The sequence below is a fragment of the Mesorhizobium liriopis genome (genome assembly GCF_024053505.1).
GTDB classification, from domain to species: domain Bacteria; phylum Pseudomonadota; class Alphaproteobacteria; order Rhizobiales; family Rhizobiaceae; genus Mesorhizobium_B; species Mesorhizobium_B liriopis.
The window spans coordinates 237,885-255,658 of record NZ_JAMXQS010000001.1 but is presented as its reverse complement, the minus strand read 5'-3'; the positions used below and the strand labels follow the sequence as shown (position 1 = coordinate 255,658).

The window sequence follows — 17,774 nt, the reverse complement described above, 5'->3', positions numbered from 1 at the left end:
CGCCGGCCGGGGTGCCGTCTCCCTTACTTGTCGAGCGAGAAGCTCGGCTTGGGCAGGCCGGCTTCGCGGTAGGCGGAGACGAGGGTGTTGGCCATCAGCAGCGAGATCGTCATGGGGCCGACGCCGCCGGGGACGGGGGTGATGGCGCCGGCGACCTGGGCGGCCTCGGCATAATCCACGTCGCCGACGAGGCGGAACTTGTTCTCCCCCTTGTCGGGGGCGGGCACGCGATTGATGCCGACATCGATGACGGTCGCGCCGGGTTTCAGCCAATCGCCCTTGACGAGATGGGGGCGGCCGACGGCTGCGACCACGATATCGGCCTGACGCACCGTGCCGGGCAGATCTTTCGTGCGGCTGTGGGCGACCGTGACGGTGGCGTTGTGGGCAATCAGGAGGTTCGCCATCGGCTTGCCGACGATGTTGGAGCGGCCGACCACGACCGCGTTCAGGCCCGAAAGATCGCGGCCGTGGATCTGCTCGATCAGGAGCATCGCGCCGGCGGGGGTGCAGGGCACGAAGGCGTTGGCGAACTCGCCGACGCCGACCATGCCGACATTGAGGAAGTGGAAGCCGTCCACATCCTTTTCGGCCGAAATCGACTGGATGATGCGGGGCGCGTTGATGCCATCGGGCAGCGGCAGTTGCACGAGGATGCCGTGGATGGTGGGGTCGGCGTTGAGCTGATCGACGAGTTCGGCCAGCTGGTCTTCGGTGGTGTCGGACGGCAGCGTGTGCTGGACGGAATGGAAACCGCATTCGGCCGCCTTGCGGGTCTTCGCGCCCACATAGACCTGGCTCGCGGCATCGTCGCCGACGAGCACCACGGCCAGGCCCGGCTTCTTGCCGGTTTGCAGGTTGAGCTCGGAGGCCAGCGTCTTGACGCGTTCGGCGACGCGCTCGGACTGGAGTTTTCCGTCGATGACCGTGGCTGGCATGGGGGCTCCCTCGTGTTTCGCGGAGGTATGCACGGTTTGGAGCGGCAGGGGTAGCTCGGGAGCGGCGGATTTTGGTGGATTTGGGGTGAGTAGCTGGCGTCAGAGCGGATGGCGATTCGCGTATGGCCCCTTCCGACCCCAACCAAGCCATTCCTTGAAGTCGAACGGTGCTCGAAAGCTGCTATTCGACGACGTTTCTCGTCTAGCTCACCGCAGGAAAGAGATCGGCTCAAAATCGGCGAGTTTGTCGTCCCAGAAACCACGGGAGAAGGCCGCGACCGAATGGTCGCCTTGGGCATCCTCATCCAAACGCCCGCAGGTCAGGCCGATTTGGGCGAACAGCACGACACCGACGTCGTGCAGAGCTCCACCATTGGCCGTTTCCAATGCTTGGAGGCATTGAAGGCCGGAGATACCGAAAACGTTCATGCCTTGGTAGGTGACGTCCGGCACGTCGTAGAAGGCTTCGATCTCGACAAGCGTCTCACGGTCGTAGGTGAGGATCGGAAGATCGACATCCCTGAACTCCCTGAGTCGGGTTTCTTTGGCACGCGTGCTCTCGGGCGCTCCGATAAGATCCGCAACCGCTGAAGGCGACATACCAAAGCGAAGGCTTCCCATGCCGATGAAAGGTTCGATATCCCAAGCCACAACGAATGCTCCCATGTCAGCTTTCCGGCACTATCACCCGAAAGCCGACTGGCAGGAAACCATCCCTTCCCGGTCGCGAGGTGGGGACCGACATGACGAATTCGGTAGCTGCCATTGTCGCTGACGGAACAGGGTTCTCCTATCCTGTCGAAGTCCGAGAAGCGAAGCGGACAGTTCAGAGGGCGGTTCGACGCGTCGGTTTATCCCCGCCCTGCCCGCGCCTCGGTCAGTTCGCGCACGGTTTCGCGCAAGGACTGGAGGCTGGCGCGGAGGTGTTCGACTTCCGCCGTGGTGTCGGAGCTGGTGCGGACCGGTTCGGTCGTGCGGGCGCGAAGGGAGGCCCAGGCGCCGAGGAGGATGGCGAGGCCGAGGCCTGCGAGGGCGCCGAGGATGAGGCCGGTGAGCGAGATGATGGCGCGCGAGGGGCCCAGCGCTTCGAGCGGGGGTTCGGCGGGAGAGATGACGCTCATATTGGCGGTGTTGATGCCCTGCTGCTCGCCGGTTTCGCGGGCGCGGAGCAGGTAGGATTCATAGACCGCGCGCTTGGAGGTGGCTTCGCGCTCGAGCTCGCGTAGCGTGACGAGATTAGAGGAGTTGTCGCCCTGGCGGACTTTCAGCTGCGCCAGGCGCGCGGAAAGCTGCGCGACGAGATCGGCGGCGCGGCGCTGTTCGACCTGGGTCGAGGTGACGATGCGGCGGAGCTCGCCTTCGAGCTGTTCGCGCGCGCCCGAAAGCTGCGCCTGGACGGCCAGAAGCTGGGGGTGGCGGGGGCCGAGGCGGACGGCCAGACGGTCGGCCTCGGCCTTTTGCGCGGCATATTGCGCGCGCAGTTCGGTGACGAGGTTGGACGACACGCCTTCGGGCAGCGCGCCGTTGAGCACGGCATTGGCATCGACGCCGCGAGCGGAGGCCGCGCGGGCGTCGAGTTCGAGCGAGCGGGCACGGGCGGTGGCGAGCTGGTCGTTGAGCTTGAGGATCTCGTCGTCGGAGATCAGGCGGCCCTGCGCATCGACCAGATCGTTCTGGGCCTTGAAGGTTTCCACCGCGCGCTCGGCGTCTTCGACGCCCTTGCGCAGCTCGCTGAGGCGGGCGTTGAGCTCTTCGGCGGCGCGGCCAGCAGTGCCGGACTGGATCTCGCCATAGGTCTGCAGAAAGGTCGCGGCCATGGTGTTGGCGATCGAGGCCGACTTTTCCGGCTCCTCGGTGATGGCCCCGACGCGGATCACGAAGGTCTTGCCGGTGCGGGAGACTTCGAGCTTCTCGCGCAGGTTCTCCATGGCGAGCGCGCGCCGACGCACGGAAGGATCACCGCTCGGGCCGGCGCCCGAGACCAGGGAGCGCAGGTCGGCGACAAGCCCGCGCAAACCGCCCTCGCCGCGCGTGCCGTTGAATTCGGGGTCCTCGGCAAGTCGCAAGTCGGACACGACCTTGGCGAGCACATTGCCGGAAGTGAGAACGCGGACCTGGTTCTCGACGATGGCGACGGTGGCCTCGGAAGGGAGCCCGGCGCCGGTGAGATCGCGCTCGACGAGCTTGAGATCGCGCGGGTCGATCAGGATCTCGGTCGAGGCTTCGTAGCGCTTGGGCGTGGAGACGGCGATGCCGACGCCGATCAAGGCGCCCAGCAGCGCGCCGACGAAGATCAGGCTTTTCGAACGCGCGACGTGGCGGGCGACGAGAACCGGGTCGATCAGCGGACGCCACGTGCCGCCGCCCGACGCATCAGCCAGGGGGATGGGGCCGTATTCGATGATGGGACGCGGCGCAGTTTCGGGACGCGGCGCGATGGGGGTGGCGCGGGGGGCGAGATCGGCCGCGGGGGCGACTGGCGGCGGGGGCGGCGTTTGAGGCGCAGCATCAGCCTCGGACGGCGTCTCAGTCGCGGCACGGGCAGCGGCCCAGCCGCGCATGCGGTCGAACAGGCCGGGCTCGGATGGGGGCGGGCCTGGGCGCGCGCGGGCGGCGGCGATGGCAGCAGCAAGCGAGGTTGGCGGCGCGGGCGGCAGGGTATCCACAGACGTGGGCTGCGGGGTCGGCGACACGGGATTGGCGTCCTGCCAGTTGCGCTCGGCAATCGCAGCGGCTTCGGCCGGTGAAAGTGCCGGGCGCTTTTCGTGGGCCGGCCTGTCGCTCGGCTTCACGGAAAGCAGCGAGCCACCCCTTGCCGGCTTGTGCCCATCCTCGGTTTGAAACATCCGCCTCGACCCCGGCCGCCTGTTTCTCGTGCGGCATCTTTTGCAAGCCTAGCACGGGCGGCGCAAGAGATGGTTAACGCTCCGTCCGGCACGCCCATTCAGCGGAGCGTGGCAGGCTTTCCCGCAACGCCCCCATCGCTGGCCCGGCTCCCTTTCCGACCGGGCCAGCGATGGGGGAAAGTCCTCGTCCCGCCGCCGGACCGCCCAGGCTCACGCGGCGTTAAGCCCGAGCGGCTAAAGAGGCAAGCCTATGCGCCGCCTCATGAGTCAAATTCCGTTGCGATATGGTTCGCTGCTCGATGGGCGGACAGCGCTGGTGCGCGGCTATCTCTCGGCGGTGAGCGGATCGGCGGGACGGCTGGTGTTCAGCCTCGTTTATTTCATTGCGCTCGCAAACACGCTGAGCGTGGCGGCGTTCGGGCTGTTCGCCACGGCGTCCGCTGCCGGCGTGGTGCTGTCGCGGCTCCTGGCATTCGGGTTCATTTCGGCACTTTACCGGACGGCGACCAAGCGGCCACGGCTGATCGGCACGTTCACGGCGGGGTTCATCGCGCTTTCGGTGCTTTCGCTGCCGCTCATCGGCGCGGCCTCGTGGGGAACCTATTGGCTGTTCTTTCGCGCGGATATGGGGTTCGGGGTGTTCCTCGGCATCGTCATTGCCGAAGCACTGTTGTGGCGGCCCTTCGAGGCGGTGGTGATCGTCAATAACGGCTTGGGGCTGTTCGGGCGGGCGGCGGCGCTGGTGATCGCGGGCACGGCGTTTCGGGCGCTGGCGGCGTTTCTGTTTGCGTGGAACGCGGACACGTCGCTGGGTGCCTGGGCGCTGTTCTATGCGGCGGCGAACGCGGCGACGCTTCTGATGGGCGTGGTGCTGGCCTATCCCAGGCAGCGCCTGCGGTTGGCGCCGCGGCTCTACCTTCGGCGATTGCCGGATTCGCTTTATGTCGCGGGAGCCGAGGCGCTGTTCTACGTGCAGAGCGAGTTGGACAAGCTTCTGGTGCTGGCGCTCGGCAATGCGCAGCTGGCGGGCATCTATGCGATCGTGATGCGGCTGGTTGATCTGACGGCGATCCCGATCCGGGCCTTCACGATGATGCTGGTACAGAAGATGATGCGCGCGCCGGACCTGTTGCGGGGTTTGCGCATCAGGGCGCTGATCGAGATGGGGATCTTCGTAGGCTCGACACTGGCGCTGGCCGGGCTGGCAGGGGTGTTGTGGGTGGCGCCGAACGCGCTGGGGCGCAATGTGGCCGAAGCAGCCCCCATCGTCGGACTGGCGCTGTTGGTGCCGGGGCTACGCAATCTCGTGGAGTATCAGGCGGAACTCTTGTTCGCGCGCGGCCAGACGGCGACGCGGGCGCTCAATCTGGCGCTGCTCGGGGTTCTGAAGGGCGTGCTGCTCGCGCAGGTGCTGGGCTGGGCGAAAGGGCCGGAACGGCTGGTGCTGGCGCTCAACGCGGTGTTCGCGGTGATGTATCTGGGGTCGATGGTGCTGACTTACCGGGCGATGCGGCGGGGGGTGCGGGGGGTGTAGTGCGACGGTGGGCCCGGCCGCGTAGATGGGGCCGTCAAGTTTGCTGAAAGGCTGAAGAGATGGAGGCGTCACCCCCACCCCGTACCCCTCCCCACAGGTGGGAGGGGGACATAGGCGTGGCGCTTCACTTCCAAGCCTGACGCCTAGCGCGAAGAAGGAAACGCGGCGCCGGTGTCTCCCCTCCCACCTGTGGGGAAGGGTACGGGGTGGGGGTGACGTTGACGCTCGGCATCGGGTTTCCAGAAGCTGCGGAGCAGGCTCGAGCATAACATGCGCCGTGGGTGTGTTCCTGTCGCACTTGCCTAGAGCGTGTAAGGCTCGCGTATTCCCGGATCGGTCGGGGGAAAATCCTTGATGTTGCGCGTCACGAGCAGGAAGCCGCTGGTCTGTGCCGAGGCCCAGACGATGGCATCCGGCAGCTTGATACGATAGGCGCGCCGCAGGGCGACGGCCCTTTCGGCGATCGTGCTATCGAGAGCGATCAGTTTGAACCCTTCGAGGAAGCGTCTGGTCGGATCGGCCAAGTCGGGCGTGGCGCCGACCATGACTTCCATCCACGAGACGATGCTGATCGCCGGAGCGTCATAGCGGCCCAATTCCAGGCGGGCCTGCGGTATGCCGTTCAGGTGATCGATCAGGATGTTCGTGTCGAACAGCGCGCCTACCATTCGCTGCGCGCTTTGTCCTGATAGGCGACCCCATCGACCGTCGCCCTGCCCCAAAGGCCGAAGCCATCCTCGACCTGGCCACGATGATGACGTTCGAGATAGTCGTCGATTGCAGCCCGGATGAGCGACGCGCGGGACTTGCGGACGCGTTTGGCAAGCATGTCCAGAGCTTCGACCTGAGCGTCGTTCATGTCCACAAGGGCTCGCATGCGGCTCTCCGATGATATGCATAGACGATATCATATAGGAACCGGATTGAAAGGGACCGGTATCTTCCGCAGAGCCCAAGGCGGTCTGCGCTATGCCTGCCGGAGCAGGCGTCTGATGCGGTTGGGGTCCATGCCTATGAAGGACTGGATGCCGACGGCGATCTGGTCGGGCTCCATCTCGGAGAGGAACTGGTGGAAGCCTTCGTCGGTGGGGGCCTGGCCGGTCCAGTGGATGCGGCAGAGGGGGTGGGGGTCGGGGATGTGGCCCTGGCCGCCCAGCACGTCTTCGGCGAAGCGGCCGTAGAGGAGGCATTCGGAGAATTGGCGGGTTCGGGTGATCGTGGGGATCCAGTGGCGGCCCGAGACCTGCTCGATATGCGCGCGCATGGCGCGGGTGGCGTCGGTGCGCCAGGCGATGAGGGTGGCGATGTAGTCCCGGGCGGAAGGCTGCGTAAGACCAAGCGCCCTGCCCGCCTGGGCGGACCATTTTTGATGGAGGCCGGGCGGCAGGGGGTCGGCTGAGCGGAAGAGTTTGGCGCGGCCGTTCTCTGCGAAGCCGGTGCAGTTGAACGGGCGGGTGAAGGCGACATCGGAGTCGCAGAAGACGAGGAGGTCTTCGGAAACATGATCGGCGACGGCGATGCGGCGGAGTTGCTGGACATGCCAGCCGCGCAAGGGAGGCGTGCGCAGGGAAAGCCAGATGCGCCGGCGGCCGAGGCTGAAGGGATCGTTGAAGGGGCGCAGCCAGCCCGGAAGAAGGTCGCGTTCGCTGACGATCTGGCGGCGCGGGGTTTCGAGCGCGCGGAAGAGTGGGACGTCGCGGTCCTCGACGAGGATCAGGTGGCGGGAAAAGCCGGAGACGTGTTGGTCGACCGTTTCGCAGAGCAGGCGGCAGCGCTCGAAATCGGGCGCGTAGGAGGCGGTGACGATGGCCGCCGTGGGGGCCTCGCCCAAGGGTTTGAGAGCAGGCTCGCCGGCTGGTTGCAGGGACATTTTTCCGGCCGCGTCAGCTCGCGGCGGCATCGGCGGTGGCGCGGGTCTGTTTCTGGCGGAAGACGCGGAAAAGAAAGAGCGGATTGCCGAGCACGTAGCGGCGCCAGAGGCGAACGGGTTCGAGGCCGAGGCGGAACAGCCATTCCATGCGCAGCCGGCGCATCCAGAGCGGCGCGCGGGGCACGGCGCCAGACAGGAAATCGAGCAGCGCGCCGACGGCGATCGGCATCGTGCAGTGCTCGGGCCCGATCTTGCGGGTGATCCAGAGCTCCTGACGCGGCACGCCCATGGCGACGAGCAGCACATCGAGGTCGAGAGCCGCGATGCGTTCGAGAACATGCGGCTCTTCCTCAGGCGTGAAGAAGCCGTGGTGGACGACGAAGAAGCTGTGCTGGGGTGCCGCGTGGCGCAGGGCAGCGGCAGCGCCCTCCCCGTGATGATGCTTCGCACCGATCAGGCCGACACGCAAAGGGCGACCGACGGACGCCAGGAAGGCGGGCACGAAATCGGTGCCGTTGAGGTTTTCGGGGAAGGCTTCGCCATAAAGCAGCGTCGAGGCGAGATCGACGCCGATGCCGTCGGGCAGGATCAGGAAATCCTTCAGCGAGGCGGCGAATTCGGGGTCGGTGTGCGCGAGGTTCGCGGTGTGGGCATTCAGAAAGCCGACGCGGGTGAAGAGTTTCTGGGCGAGCAGATCCTGCAGGCGCGCGATGGCCTGTCGCTGACGCATGGGCGCGACGGCGACGCCGAGGATGGTGCGGCTGGCGGGTGCGACAAGGAATTCGGGATGGGGAAATGCGGCAACCGTCATGCGGCGGCTCTCTCGAAGGGCGAACGCAGGCGGGACACGACGAGGGCGACACGCGCGCGGAGCGCGGCGCGCTGGGTTTCGAAGAAAGCGGTGCCGTCGAGGGCGGCGGGCTTTTCGCGGGCGAAACGGATCAGGAGATCGGCGAAAAGGCGCGGGTTGTCGGCGATGAGGCAGTTGTCGGGAACCTGATCGATGCCGCGCAGGGAATGGGTGGTGGCAACCGTCGGCAGGCCGAGCTCGAAGGTTTCGACCGTCTTGAGCTGAACGCCGGTGCCGGCGCGGCTGACGAGGGGCACGACCGCCGCACTCGCGAGAAAGGCCTCGGCATCGTCCACGCGGCCGACGAAGCGGATGCCGGGGTGCCCGCTCGTGAGGTCGGCGGGCACATGGCCGGCGATGTCGATGCGGAACGTGCTCGGCAGAAGCGGTGCGACGGATTGGAGAAACCAGTCGAGGCCGATGCGGTTGGGCGCCCAGGTCCAGGTGCCGATCATGGCGGCGTCGAGGGTCCTGGGCGCGAATGGCAAGGCCTCTGGCGCGCTTTCGCGGGTGACGAGGGGCAGCATGGAAGAGCGCGCGGGGTCGAGGAAGAGCGTGTCGCGGTCTTCGGCGGCGAAGGTGAAGGTGTGGGACGCGGAGCGGCAGAGGCGCGCTTCGACGCGTTCGAGAAGCTTGGCCTCGCGCTCGTAGAGCAGGCGCTCGAACAGGTTGCGCGCGGCCCTTGCATTCTCCTCGGCCGAGCGGTGCTCGACATTGTGGGCGACGAAGACGGTGGGGCGATCGTGCAGCACGGTTTCGAAGGCGGAAGCGAACTGCGCGGCATTGAGCACATAGGCGTCGAACGGACCGGCTTCGCGGATTTTCTCGCGCAGGGTTTCGGGCGTGAGCGTGCGCAGCTTGGCGGCGGCGAAAGGAAGGCCGAGGCGCACCGCGCGGGCGAGCCAGGCGAGTTTCTGGGCGGGCGAGGCGGTTTCGGTTTTGACGTCGATGCGGCCCAGGCAGACCGTTCGGCCATCGTCGGGCACGCTCTGCTCGGGCCAGGCGAAGCCCATGACCGTGACATCGGCACCGGCATGGCGCAGGGCATCGATGACCGCGGCTGATGCGATCTCGTAGCCGGACCGGCCGTGGCTGTCCGGGATGAGCGAAGTGGCGAAGAGCAGGCGCATGGATTGCTCTTGAGCGACAGAAGTGAAGACCGGTTGAACCCCTCGCCCCCGGTACAGCCGTTTCCGCGCGTTGCCACCGCGTTTCTTCGGGTTCCGTTAAGGGAGCGTGAAGGGCAGGATGCCAGAATTGCGATAAATTCAAGGCCTCACGCCCCTCTCCTGCCATGCCCGACGCCGCTTTTCCGCCCCATGTGACGCTGTTCGGCCACTCCGCCGGGCTGGACGCTTCGCGTTTCGCCGCCGTGGTCACGCTGCCGACCTTTCGGCGGCCCGCGCAGGTGGTGGAAACGCTGCGCTCGCTGGCGGCGCAGAAGACGAGCGAGCCTTTCGCGGTGATCGTGATGGAGAACGATGCGGAGGGGCTCGCAGGGGCGCGGGCCGCGAAAGCGCTGTTCGAGGACGGCACGGTCGAAGGGCTGGTGATCGTGGCGCACCAGCGGGGCAACTGCTCGGCCTATAATGCGGGATGGGCGACGGCGCTGAAACAGTTTCCGGCGATGCGGCATCTTCTGGTGATCGACGACGATGAAACGGCGTCCGCGGGCTGGATCGAGGGGATGCGCGACGCGGCGCGGCGGCTGGGGGCGGATATCGTGGGCGGGCCGCAAAGGCCGGTGTTCGAGCGGGAGCCGCGTGCGGGGGTGCGGAAACATCCGGTGTTCGCGCCGCCATACGGCGAAACGCGGCTGGTGCCCGCGCTTTACTCTTCGGGGAACCTGCTGATCGGACGCAACGTGCTGGAGGCGATGGGGCCGCCGTTTCTGGACGGGCGGTTCAATTTTCTGGGCGGCGGGGATTCCGATTTCCTGAGCCGGACGGCGGCGAAAGGGTTCAAGCTCGGCTGGTGCGCGGAAGCGCCGGTGATGGAAGCGGTGCCGGCGCGGCGGGTGGAAGGCGACTGGATCCGGGCGCGCTCGGTGCGCAACGGGGTGATCTCGACGCTGGTGGAAAAAGGCAAGCGGGGGAACTCGCTCGGCGCGCGGGCGCGGGTGTTGGGCAAAAGCCTCGGTCTGCTCAGCGTCTCGCCACTGCGCGCGTTTCGCGATACATGGCGGTCGGGCTCGGCTGCCATCGGGGCCTACCCCGTTCTTGTCGCCATCGGCCGACTGGCCGCCGAATTCGGATATGCCCGTGAGCAATATCGCGAGCCCGAGAAGAATTAGGTTCGGTTCGCAATGATGATCCGGCGATGACGTCGCAGACGGTCTCCTCTCGCCCCGGTGCGGTCACGCAGGGCACGGTCGCGACGGGCATCGCGGCGCTCATTCTGACGCTGCTGATCGTTTCGTTCCGGCCGTTCCAGCCTGCCGGCGCGGTGCTGGAGGCGGGTGGGGGCGACGCGGTCAACCAGCTGGGGTTCGGAACGGTGGGCCTGCTCGCGCTGGGCGGGCTCGTCTGCTTCACGCGGCCCAAGCTGGTGCTGGCTCTTTGGGGGCCGTGGTTTTTGCTGCTGCTGGGCTTCTTCTTCCTGTCCGTGCTGCATGCGGCCGATCCGGGCCAGGCAGCGCGGGCGGCGTCGTTCACGCTGATCGGGATCGTGGCGATCGGGGCGGTGCTCGTGCTGCCGCCGGATGCGGAGCGGTTTTCGTGGGTGCTGGCGATTGCGGGCTTTGCCGTGGTCGGGCTGTCCTATGCGGGGCTGATGCTGCTTCCGGACGTCGCCAAGCACACGGCGGACTCCATGGAGCCGCAGCATGAAGGGCTTTGGCGCGGGGTGTTCAGCCACAAGAACATCGCCGGGCCGGTGATGGCCTGCTTCGCCTTCGCCGGCGTTTACCTGTTCCGGCGCGGCTGGCGCTGGGCCGGTGCGGTCCTGTTCGGGCTGGCCATCATCTTCGTGGCGCATACGGGGTCGAAGACGACGGCGGGGCTCGTGCCGGTCGCGGTGCTGGTGGTGGCGCTGCCGGGCTTCATGGGCGTGCGCGGGCTGACGCCGTGGTTGGTGGCGCTGGTGCTCGCCGGCACCGCGCTCGGCACGCTGGGCATCGTGTTCATCGGGCCCTTGAGCGATTTCGCCGCCACGCATTTCCCGGACATGACGTTCACGGGGCGCACGGCACTCTGGCGCTTCGGGGGCGAGATGATCGCGCAGCGGCCCTGGTTCGGCTACGGCTATGAGAGCTTCTGGGGCACGCCCCTAGTGACCGAGATGGACCGGCCCTTCGACATGGACTGGGACATTTCGGGGATCGTGCACGGCCATAACGGCTATCTCGACATCGCCGTCCTGATGGGGCTGCCCGCACTCGGGACGGCCGTTTTCGCCTTCATCCTCGTGCCCCTGCGCGATTATGCGCGGGTTCCGCGCCTGCTCGAAAACGTGCGGCTGGCGGATTTCTTTCTGATGGTTCTGCTCTTCACCACGCTGAACGCCTTCCTCGAAAGCTTCTTCTTTCGGCGCGCGGACCCGGTCTGGCTGTTCACCGTGATGGGAATTCTGGGATTGCGGCTCGTGGCGCGGTTTCCGGTCTCGCCGGGAGCGAATGGCGGCGCTAGAGTTCGGGCATGAGCACGAGAATCGTTCTGGTCGGCTGCGGCCATATGGGTTTCGCCATGCTGAAAGGCTGGCTCGGCGGGGGCGTGGTCCCGGTGGATCAGGTGGCCGTGGTGGAGCCGACGCCAGCCTTGCGCGAGCGGGCGGCGGGTCTGGGCGTTCGCGCCGTGGCGGATGCGGAAGCGCTGGACGCAAGCGACGCGCCGGAGCTGCTGGTTCTGGCGGTGAAGCCGCAGGTCATCCGCGATGTGGCGGCGCATTACAGGCACTGGGGCAACGGCGCGACCACGGTTCTGTCGGTTGCCGCAGGCACGTCGATCGCGACATTCGAGGACGTGCTGGGCGGGCAAACGCCCGTGATACGCTCGATGCCCAATATCCCGGCCATGATCGGCAAGGGCATGATCGCGACTTATGCGAACGCGCATGTTTCCCCCGAGACGGCGAAGTTCGTGGAAGCGCTTCTGTCGTGCTCGGGCGCGGTCGCGGCCCTGCCGGAAGAGGCGATGATGGATGCGGTGACGGCCGTTTCCGGCTCGGGCCCGGGCTATGTGTTCTTTTTCATCGAGGCGCTGGAAGAGGCTGCCAAGCGCGCGGGCCTGCCAGACGATGTCGCGGCGCTGCTCGCCAAGCAGACGGTTTGGGGTGCGGCGTCGCTCGCAGTGGAATCGCAGGACGTGCCGGCGGAGCTTCGGCGGCAGGTGATGAGCCCGAACGGCACCACGGTGGCCGGGCTCAACGTGCTGATGGATGAGACGAAGGGGCTCGGGCCCCTGCTCGCCGGCACGGTGGATGCGGCCAGGCGGCGGTCGGAAGAGCTCGGCAAGGCGTAAATCCCGCTTCGGCAACCCATCGCGGTCTCCCGCCGTTTCCGGTGAAACAGCAGGAGACCACCGATGAGCAAGGACGCCCCTCACCCACGCGACGCGCAGAAACCCGGTCCCGACACGGAAAACCTGCGCAATTCCGGCGAACGCAAGCTCGAAGCGCGGCCGGATGGCGGCAACCGGCAGGCCGGCGACTTTCTGGCGGACAACGACCGCGAAGCAGCAGCCAACACGCATCTTCTGGAAGGTGTGGACGTCGTTTACGAGGAAACGCGGCAGAGCGAAGGCGAGAACCCGCCCGGGACGTTTCTGGCGGAGGGCGAAAAGCCGAGCGAGGATCCGGATGATCGGCCGGACCTGGCGGGGCTGTCGGATCGGCGGCAGTCCCGGGAGCTGTGAGGGCGGATTGGGTTTTGGTGAGAGTTGGGGGCCTCCCTGGCGCCCTTTCGCATGGCTTGAGGCGCTCGAAGATCGAGAAGGCATCTCGCTAGCTTTCCGCCGTTGTACCTTGCTCCACGGATTGGCACAGGTTGTTTGCTGAAGGGTTGGTGGGATGGAGAGGTCACCCCCACCCCTTACCCCTCCCCACAGGTGGGAGGGGAGACGTCAGCCTTGCGGTCAATCCTTCAAGCTAGGGACCAAGCTCCGAGATTGAATCGACGTCGAAGTCCCCCTCCCACCTGTGGGGAGGGGTAAAGGGTGGGGGTGAACTCCCAACCAGCACTGCCCCAAGCGCCACATTTTGGCTTTTAGGTTTTCACACCACTTCCAGCGCCGGCTTCTTGCCCTCGCCCAGCAGCAGGCCGCGCATCTGGCGCATGGCTTCGGCGGCGTTGGTGCTGACGGTGAAATAGAGCTCTTCGAGGTCGCGGTTGACAAGCAGGCGGGCGGGTTCGTCGTTCTGGGCGAGATAGGTCATGGACCAGCGCTCGAACATGCGCTCGCTGGCGGGCGACATGTCGACCAGCGTGAGTCTGGCGTGGCGGAAATCGTGGCAGATGCGTTCGAACGTATTTTCGAGCGCATCGAGGGGGCCTTCCAGGGCTTGAATGAAGGTGCCGCGCACATAAAGCAGCGCGCCGGTCAGGCCGCGCTTCTCATTGTTGGCCTGCGAATGGGCGACGATGCTTTCGACCATAAGGTCGGCCCCCGACGCGTTGTCGGACAGGCGGGCTTCCGAGGTGTAGAGAAGACGGTGCAAAGGCATTGTATCTGAGCCTCAGGCGGCTTCGGGGGCGGTAGTCCGCCCGGCGAAAGCGGGGGGAAGTTTTTCGGCCGGGAGCGGCCTCGAGAACAGGTAGCCCTGAAGATTGTCGCAGCCGTAGAGAGCCGAGAAATCGCGCTGGTCGCCGTCCTCGATGCCTTCTGCGGTGATCTTCAAGCCGAGATTGGTGCCCAGATGCGCGATGGCGCGGACGATGGTGGCGCTGTGCTGGTCGGTGGCGACACCGGAAATGAAGGAGCGGTCGATCTTGATGCGGTCGATGGGAAAGCGGTGGAGGTAGGACAGCGACGAGTAGCCGGTGCCGAAATCGTCGAGCGAGATGACCACGCCCATGCGGCGCAGTTCACTGAGCGTGGAAAGCGCCTGCTCGTCATTGGCGAGAAGCGCCGTTTCGGTGATCTCGAGCTCAAGGCGCTCCGCAGGCAGGCCGGTTTCCGCCAACACCTGCGACACGGTACGCGGCAGGCGCGGGTCGGCCAGTTGCATGGGCGACAGGTTGACGGCGATCGACAGGTGCGGATCCCAGGTGGCGGCCTCGCGACAGGCAGTGGTGAGCACCCATTTGCCGATGCGCCCGATCAGGCCGAGCTGTTCGGCGAGCGGAATGAAGATCGCGGGCGAAACCATGCCGCGCGTGGCGTGATCCCAGCGCAGCAGCGCTTCGGCACCGGTGAAGGCACCGGTGCGGCTATCCACCTGTGGCTGGAAGAAGAGCGTAAAGTCTTCGCGGGCGACGGCGCGGCGCAGGTCCTGTTCGAGCGCGATGCGGGCCTGCATCTCCTCGACCATCGCGCCTTCGAACATGCGGAACGTGGCGCGGCCGGCTTCCTTGGCCGCGTAAAGCGCGACATCGGCGTTGCGCAGGAGATCGCGCGGATCGGTGGCGTCGCGCGGGCCGACCGCAATGCCGACGCTGGCGCCGATATCCACGATCATGCCGTTGACGAGGAAGGGCCGGCTGAGGATCTCCACGACGCGGCCGGCGACCGCTTCGGCGAGCGCCGCGTCATCGACGATCGCGGCGAACTCGTCGCCGCCCAGACGGCCGACCAGCCCCGCCCCGTCGAGCGCCGTTTCCAGACGATGCGCGACGCGGCGGAGTACTTCGTCGCCGACATGGTGGCCATGCGAGTCGTTCACCTGTTTGAAGCGGTCGAGATCGATGGCGAGCACGGCGAATTCCGGCTGGCGAAGATCGAGCGCCGCGCAGCGCTCTGCGAGCGTCACATGGAAGTGGAGCCGGTTGGCCATGCCCGTCAGCGCATCGTGCGAGGCCATGTGGTGGAGCGCGGATTCCGACGAAACACGGGCGCGGTCGTCGATCAGAAAGGACGAGACGCCGGTGCCGACGATCAGCAAGGCGACGAGCGCCACCGCGATGGCCATGGCAGAGAAAGCCTCGCTGTCCACGCCCGACGACACGCCTGAGAGCGGCGTGACGCCGAACGCGGTCATGCCGAGGAAGTGGAGAAGCACGATCGACGTCATCAGGAGCATGGCGGGCAGATGGCCGCGGAAGATCGTGTCGCGCTTGTCGAGCGCGAGCACCGCCAGAACCGATATGCCGGCGGCCGCCGCAAGCGAAAGCCAGAGATAGAGCGGGTCCCAGGACACGATGCCATCGACGCGGTAGGCGAACATGCCGATGTAATGCATCGCCGCAATCGACAGGCCGACCGTGGCGCCGCCCGCGATGCGCACGGTGAGACGCGGCGACAGGAGCGTGATCAGGAAGCCCAGGCCGGAGCCGAGGATCGCGACGGCGATGGAGGCGAGCGTCGTGACCGCATCGAACGTCACGGTCGCAGGCGTCAGGTAGCCGAGCATCGCGATGAAATGGGTGGCCCAGATCGAGGAGCCGGCGACCACGCCGCTCAGAAAGCACCAGTCGTAGCGGCTGCGCCCGGTGGCCGCCCTCGCCTGCCGCCAGAGACGGGTGGTAACCGCGCTGCCGACCGCGCAGGTGATGGCGGCGAGCAGGACGAACCACAGATTATGATCGGAAACGATGCAGTCGATGACGCGCAAGAGAAAGCTCCGACAACGATGCCGAAGCGCCGAGGGGCACAACCCGCATTGCGTTGTCTGCCACTTTAAAGGGCGAACACGTTAAAGGAGCTTCACCCGATGCGGTTAAGTTTGAGTCTTTCGCGAGTTTGCGCCCAATTTCGAGGCGAACTGCGCAGATTCGAGGCTCATAACAGCCTCTAATGCCGAGCAAGAAATTCGAGCACCGCCGCGCGGTGCGGCAAGGGTGCGACCGCGCCGTAGCCCTGCGTGGAAAGGGCTGCCGCCGCATTGGCGTAGCGCGCGGCCTCGAACGGGTCGCGATGCCGAAGGTATTCGGCGATGAAATTGCCGTCGAAGGCGTCGCCAGCGCCTGTGGCATCGACGGCTTTGACGGTCATGCCGGCAATGTGCGCGCGCCGGTCCGGCGTGGCGACGAGGCAGCCATCGCGGCCGAGCGTCAGCGCCACGATCCTTGCGCCCAGCGTGAGGTAGAAATCGGCGATGGCTTGCGGGTCGTCGAGGCCGGTCAGGATCTGTGCGTCGTCGAGGCCGGGAAGCGCGATGTCGCAAGCCTGCATCGCGGCATGGGTGAGCGCGCGGGCGCGGGGCAGAGGCCAGAGCTTGAGGCGCAAGTTGGGGTCGAAGGAAACCAGCACGCCATTGTCGCGGGCGAGCGCGATGGCTTCCAAAACCGCGTCGCAGGCGGAAGCGGAGATGGCGAGGCTGATGCCGGAAGCGTGGATGAGTCTGGCCGCCCTGATGGCCTCACGCGGCAGATCGGCGGGCGCGACCAGCGAGGCGGCGGAGCCGGCGCGGCGGTAGGAGAAGCTGTGGCCTTGCAGGCCGTGGGACACGAAATAGATGCCGGTGGGCGCGCTCGCGTGGCGCGAGACGAGAGTGGCGTCGATGCCGTTCTCGGCCCAGAGGGCAGTCAGACGGTCGCCGAACTCGTCCTGGCCGAGGCTCGTGAAGATGCCGGAGGAAGCCCCTGCGCGCGAGGCGGCAATGGCGCAGTTCGAGACATCGCCGCCGAAGCCTTGCCCGAACTGGCCGGCACCCGCGCCTTCGTTGAACTCGACCATGGGTTCGCCGAGAGCGATGATGTCGGGCATGGGGTCTTTCTTCCTCCGCCGTCCCTCAGGACATGGATTCGAGCATGGTCTTTCGCGCCGAGGCGAGATGGGTGCGGCAGGCCGCTTCCACGGTTGCCGCATCGCCCGAGTGCAGGGCGCCGATGTAGCGGAGATGCTCTTCGATGGCCACCGCGTTGCGCTCGCGCTCGCCCGCCTTGTTCCATTGGTAGTGGTGGTGGAAGACCACCGCGATCACATCGTAGAAATCGGTGATGAAGCGGTTGAGCGAGGCGGTGTGGATCAGGCGGTGAAAGCGCTCGTCGAGGGCGGAAAACTGCTTGAACTCCGAATCGACCACCTTGCGCAGCGCATGATGGTCGGCCTCGATGCGGTCGAGCTCGTGCCAGATCGGATCGGATTTGGGGAGCGCGGCAAAGGCCTGGGCGGAGCGCAATTCGAACATTTCGCGGATCTCGGCCAGTTCGAGCGCGAAGGACGGGGTGAAGCCTTTCAGCACCCAGTGGCTGTTGGGGCGCTTTTCGATGAGGCCGAAGCGGGAAAAGCGGATCAGGAATTCGCGCACGGATGACGTGCCCACCCCGATGGCGCGGGCCAGCTCCAGCTCGTTGATCTGCATGCCGGGCTCCCTGGAGCCTTCCACGAGGCGGCGCATGAAGGCGCGCTCGACCACTTCGGTGAGCGAGTCGGTTTCTTCCTCGGGAAAGAAATCGGCCGGTTTCGGCGCGCGCAGAACCGTCTTCTGGCGCTTGTCCCAGCTGATGAGCCCTTCCTCGCTCATGCGCGACAGGATGGAGCGCACGGTGGTGCGGCTGACGCCCAGACGCTGGCCCAGTTCCGGCTCGGACGGCAGGGCCGCGCCGTGCTCCAGTTGCGCGAGGGCTGCGTTGTAGGCCTGCTTGAGGACGTTGTTCTGGCGGGTCACATGCGTTGACTAGCAAATGTTTTTTGACGATAAA

17 protein-coding genes are annotated in these 17,774 nt (G+C 66.5%); 5 read left to right on the top strand and 12 right to left on the bottom strand.

The genetic code is table 11. The features are described 5' to 3' along the window. Positions 1-23: 23 nt before the first annotated feature. The 3 genes from folD to NGM99_RS01210 form a co-directional block, all read right to left on the bottom strand. On the bottom strand, positions 24-938 hold the full coding sequence (folD, locus tag NGM99_RS01220; RefSeq protein ID WP_252815224.1) for a bifunctional methylenetetrahydrofolate dehydrogenase/methenyltetrahydrofolate cyclohydrolase FolD: 915 nt from the start codon (positions 936-938) through the stop codon (positions 24-26). 207 nt (positions 939-1,145) lie between these two features. Further along, positions 1,146-1,604 carry a hypothetical protein gene (locus tag NGM99_RS01215; protein WP_252815223.1) on the bottom strand — a complete coding sequence of 153 codons (459 nt, stop codon included), beginning with the start codon at positions 1,602-1,604 and terminating at the stop codon, positions 1,146-1,148. Between the two features lie 185 nt (positions 1,605-1,789). Then, entirely contained in the window at positions 1,790-3,784 is a 1,995-nt protein-coding gene (locus tag NGM99_RS01210; RefSeq protein WP_252815222.1) for a GumC family protein, read from the bottom strand. A gap of 262 nt (positions 3,785-4,046) precedes the next feature. Here NGM99_RS01210 and NGM99_RS01205 point away from each other — a divergent pair, with 262 nt between their 5' ends. After that, the gene (locus NGM99_RS01205) at positions 4,047-5,318 is read left to right on the top strand and encodes a lipopolysaccharide biosynthesis protein (RefSeq protein ID WP_252815221.1); all 1,272 of its coding nucleotides are present in this window, start codon (positions 4,047-4,049) and stop codon (positions 5,316-5,318) included. A 302-nt stretch (positions 5,319-5,620) separates the two neighbouring features. Here NGM99_RS01205 and NGM99_RS01200 read toward each other — a convergent pair whose 3' ends face one another. The 5 genes from NGM99_RS01200 to NGM99_RS01180 form a co-directional block, all read right to left on the bottom strand. After that, on the bottom strand, positions 5,621-5,986 hold the full coding sequence (locus tag NGM99_RS01200) for a type II toxin-antitoxin system VapC family toxin (RefSeq protein ID WP_252815220.1): 366 nt from the start codon (positions 5,984-5,986) through the stop codon (positions 5,621-5,623). Continuing rightward, positions 5,980-6,195 carry a ribbon-helix-helix protein, CopG family gene (locus NGM99_RS01195; protein WP_252815219.1) on the bottom strand — a complete coding sequence of 72 codons (216 nt, stop codon included), beginning with the start codon at positions 6,193-6,195 and terminating at the stop codon, positions 5,980-5,982. The genes NGM99_RS01200 and NGM99_RS01195 overlap by 7 nt, the downstream gene beginning before the upstream one ends. A 90-nt stretch (positions 6,196-6,285) precedes the next feature. Continuing rightward, a complete protein-coding gene (locus NGM99_RS01190; protein ID WP_252815218.1) occupies positions 6,286-7,188 on the bottom strand; it encodes a DUF6492 family protein in 903 nt (300 codons plus the stop codon). A gap of 13 nt (positions 7,189-7,201) precedes the next feature. Beyond that, entirely contained in the window at positions 7,202-7,999 is a 798-nt protein-coding gene (locus NGM99_RS01185; protein WP_252815217.1) for a WecB/TagA/CpsF family glycosyltransferase, read from the bottom strand. Then, the gene (locus NGM99_RS01180) at positions 7,996-9,168 is read right to left on the bottom strand and encodes a glycosyltransferase (protein WP_252815216.1); all 1,173 of its coding nucleotides are present in this window, start codon (positions 9,166-9,168) and stop codon (positions 7,996-7,998) included. Before NGM99_RS01180 ends, NGM99_RS01185 begins: the two co-directional genes overlap by 4 nt. Positions 9,169-9,332: 164 nt before the next feature. On the opposite strand from NGM99_RS01180, the gene NGM99_RS01175 reads away from it, so the two are divergent. The 4 genes from NGM99_RS01175 to NGM99_RS01160 all read left to right on the top strand — a co-directional run bounded on the left by NGM99_RS01175 (position 9,333) and on the right by NGM99_RS01160 (position 12,888). After that, positions 9,333-10,331: a glycosyltransferase family 2 protein gene (locus NGM99_RS01175; RefSeq protein WP_252815215.1), complete on the top strand. Its 999-nt coding sequence runs from the start codon at positions 9,333-9,335 to the stop codon at positions 10,329-10,331. A 26-nt stretch (positions 10,332-10,357) separates the two neighbouring features. Continuing rightward, positions 10,358-11,677, top strand: a complete 1,320-nt coding sequence (locus tag NGM99_RS01170) for an O-antigen ligase family protein (protein ID WP_252815214.1) — start codon at positions 10,358-10,360, stop codon at positions 11,675-11,677. Continuing rightward, positions 11,674-12,495 (top strand): pyrroline-5-carboxylate reductase, encoded by an 822-nt coding sequence (proC, locus tag NGM99_RS01165; RefSeq protein ID WP_252815213.1) that lies wholly within the window; start codon positions 11,674-11,676, stop codon positions 12,493-12,495. Before NGM99_RS01170 ends, proC begins: the two co-directional genes overlap by 4 nt. A gap of 63 nt (positions 12,496-12,558) precedes the next feature. Continuing rightward, the gene (locus NGM99_RS01160; protein WP_252815212.1) at positions 12,559-12,888 is read left to right on the top strand and encodes a hypothetical protein; all 330 of its coding nucleotides are present in this window, start codon (positions 12,559-12,561) and stop codon (positions 12,886-12,888) included. A gap of 358 nt (positions 12,889-13,246) precedes the next feature. Here NGM99_RS01160 and NGM99_RS01155 read toward each other — a convergent pair whose 3' ends face one another. From NGM99_RS01155 to NGM99_RS01140, 4 genes are all read right to left on the bottom strand, one after another. Further along, positions 13,247-13,696 (bottom strand): BLUF domain-containing protein, encoded by a 450-nt coding sequence (locus NGM99_RS01155; RefSeq protein WP_252815211.1) that lies wholly within the window; start codon positions 13,694-13,696, stop codon positions 13,247-13,249. A 12-nt stretch (positions 13,697-13,708) separates the two neighbouring features. After that, positions 13,709-15,742, bottom strand: a complete 2,034-nt coding sequence (locus NGM99_RS01150; RefSeq protein ID WP_252815210.1) for a putative bifunctional diguanylate cyclase/phosphodiesterase — start codon at positions 15,740-15,742, stop codon at positions 13,709-13,711. A gap of 179 nt (positions 15,743-15,921) precedes the next feature. Continuing rightward, complete coding sequence (locus NGM99_RS01145; RefSeq protein ID WP_252815209.1) at positions 15,922-16,836, bottom strand: sugar kinase; 915 nt, start codon at positions 16,834-16,836, stop codon at positions 15,922-15,924. Positions 16,837-16,861: 25 nt separating this feature from the next. Then, positions 16,862-17,740, bottom strand: coding sequence for a GntR family transcriptional regulator (locus NGM99_RS01140; protein ID WP_252815208.1), 879 nt, complete (start codon positions 17,738-17,740; stop codon positions 16,862-16,864). Between the last annotated feature and the right edge of the window lie 34 nt (positions 17,741-17,774).

Bases quoted from the DNA above. Each gene is read 5' to 3' on its own strand.
- NGM99_RS01160 (WP_252815212.1), top strand. From the start codon at position 12,559: ATGAGCAAGGACGCCCCTCACCCACGCGACGCGCAGAAACCCGGTCCC.
- NGM99_RS01185 (WP_252815217.1), bottom strand. From the start codon at position 7,999: ATGACGGTTGCCGCATTTCCCCATCCCGAATTCCTTGTCGCACCCGCC.
- NGM99_RS01210 (WP_252815222.1), bottom strand. From the start codon at position 3,784: ATGTTTCAAACCGAGGATGGGCACAAGCCGGCAAGGGGTGGCTCGCTG.
- NGM99_RS01195 (WP_252815219.1), bottom strand. From the start codon at position 6,195: ATGCGAGCCCTTGTGGACATGAACGACGCTCAGGTCGAAGCTCTGGAC.
- NGM99_RS01200 (WP_252815220.1), bottom strand. From the start codon at position 5,986: ATGGTAGGCGCGCTGTTCGACACGAACATCCTGATCGATCACCTGAAC.
- NGM99_RS01145 (WP_252815209.1), bottom strand. From the start codon at position 16,836: ATGCCCGACATCATCGCTCTCGGCGAACCCATGGTCGAGTTCAACGAA.
- NGM99_RS01155 (WP_252815211.1), bottom strand. From the start codon at position 13,696: ATGCCTTTGCACCGTCTTCTCTACACCTCGGAAGCCCGCCTGTCCGAC.
- NGM99_RS01215 (WP_252815223.1), bottom strand. From the start codon at position 1,604: ATGGGAGCATTCGTTGTGGCTTGGGATATCGAACCTTTCATCGGCATG.
- NGM99_RS01170 (WP_252815214.1), top strand. From the start codon at position 10,358: ATGACGTCGCAGACGGTCTCCTCTCGCCCCGGTGCGGTCACGCAGGGC.
- NGM99_RS01205 (WP_252815221.1), top strand. From the start codon at position 4,047: ATGAGTCAAATTCCGTTGCGATATGGTTCGCTGCTCGATGGGCGGACA.
- NGM99_RS01190 (WP_252815218.1), bottom strand. From the start codon at position 7,188: ATGTCCCTGCAACCAGCCGGCGAGCCTGCTCTCAAACCCTTGGGCGAG.
- folD (WP_252815224.1), bottom strand. From the start codon at position 938: ATGCCAGCCACGGTCATCGACGGAAAACTCCAGTCCGAGCGCGTCGCC.
- proC (WP_252815213.1), top strand. From the start codon at position 11,674: ATGAGCACGAGAATCGTTCTGGTCGGCTGCGGCCATATGGGTTTCGCC.
- NGM99_RS01180 (WP_252815216.1), bottom strand. From the start codon at position 9,168: ATGCGCCTGCTCTTCGCCACTTCGCTCATCCCGGACAGCCACGGCCGG.
- NGM99_RS01175 (WP_252815215.1), top strand. From the start codon at position 9,333: ATGCCCGACGCCGCTTTTCCGCCCCATGTGACGCTGTTCGGCCACTCC.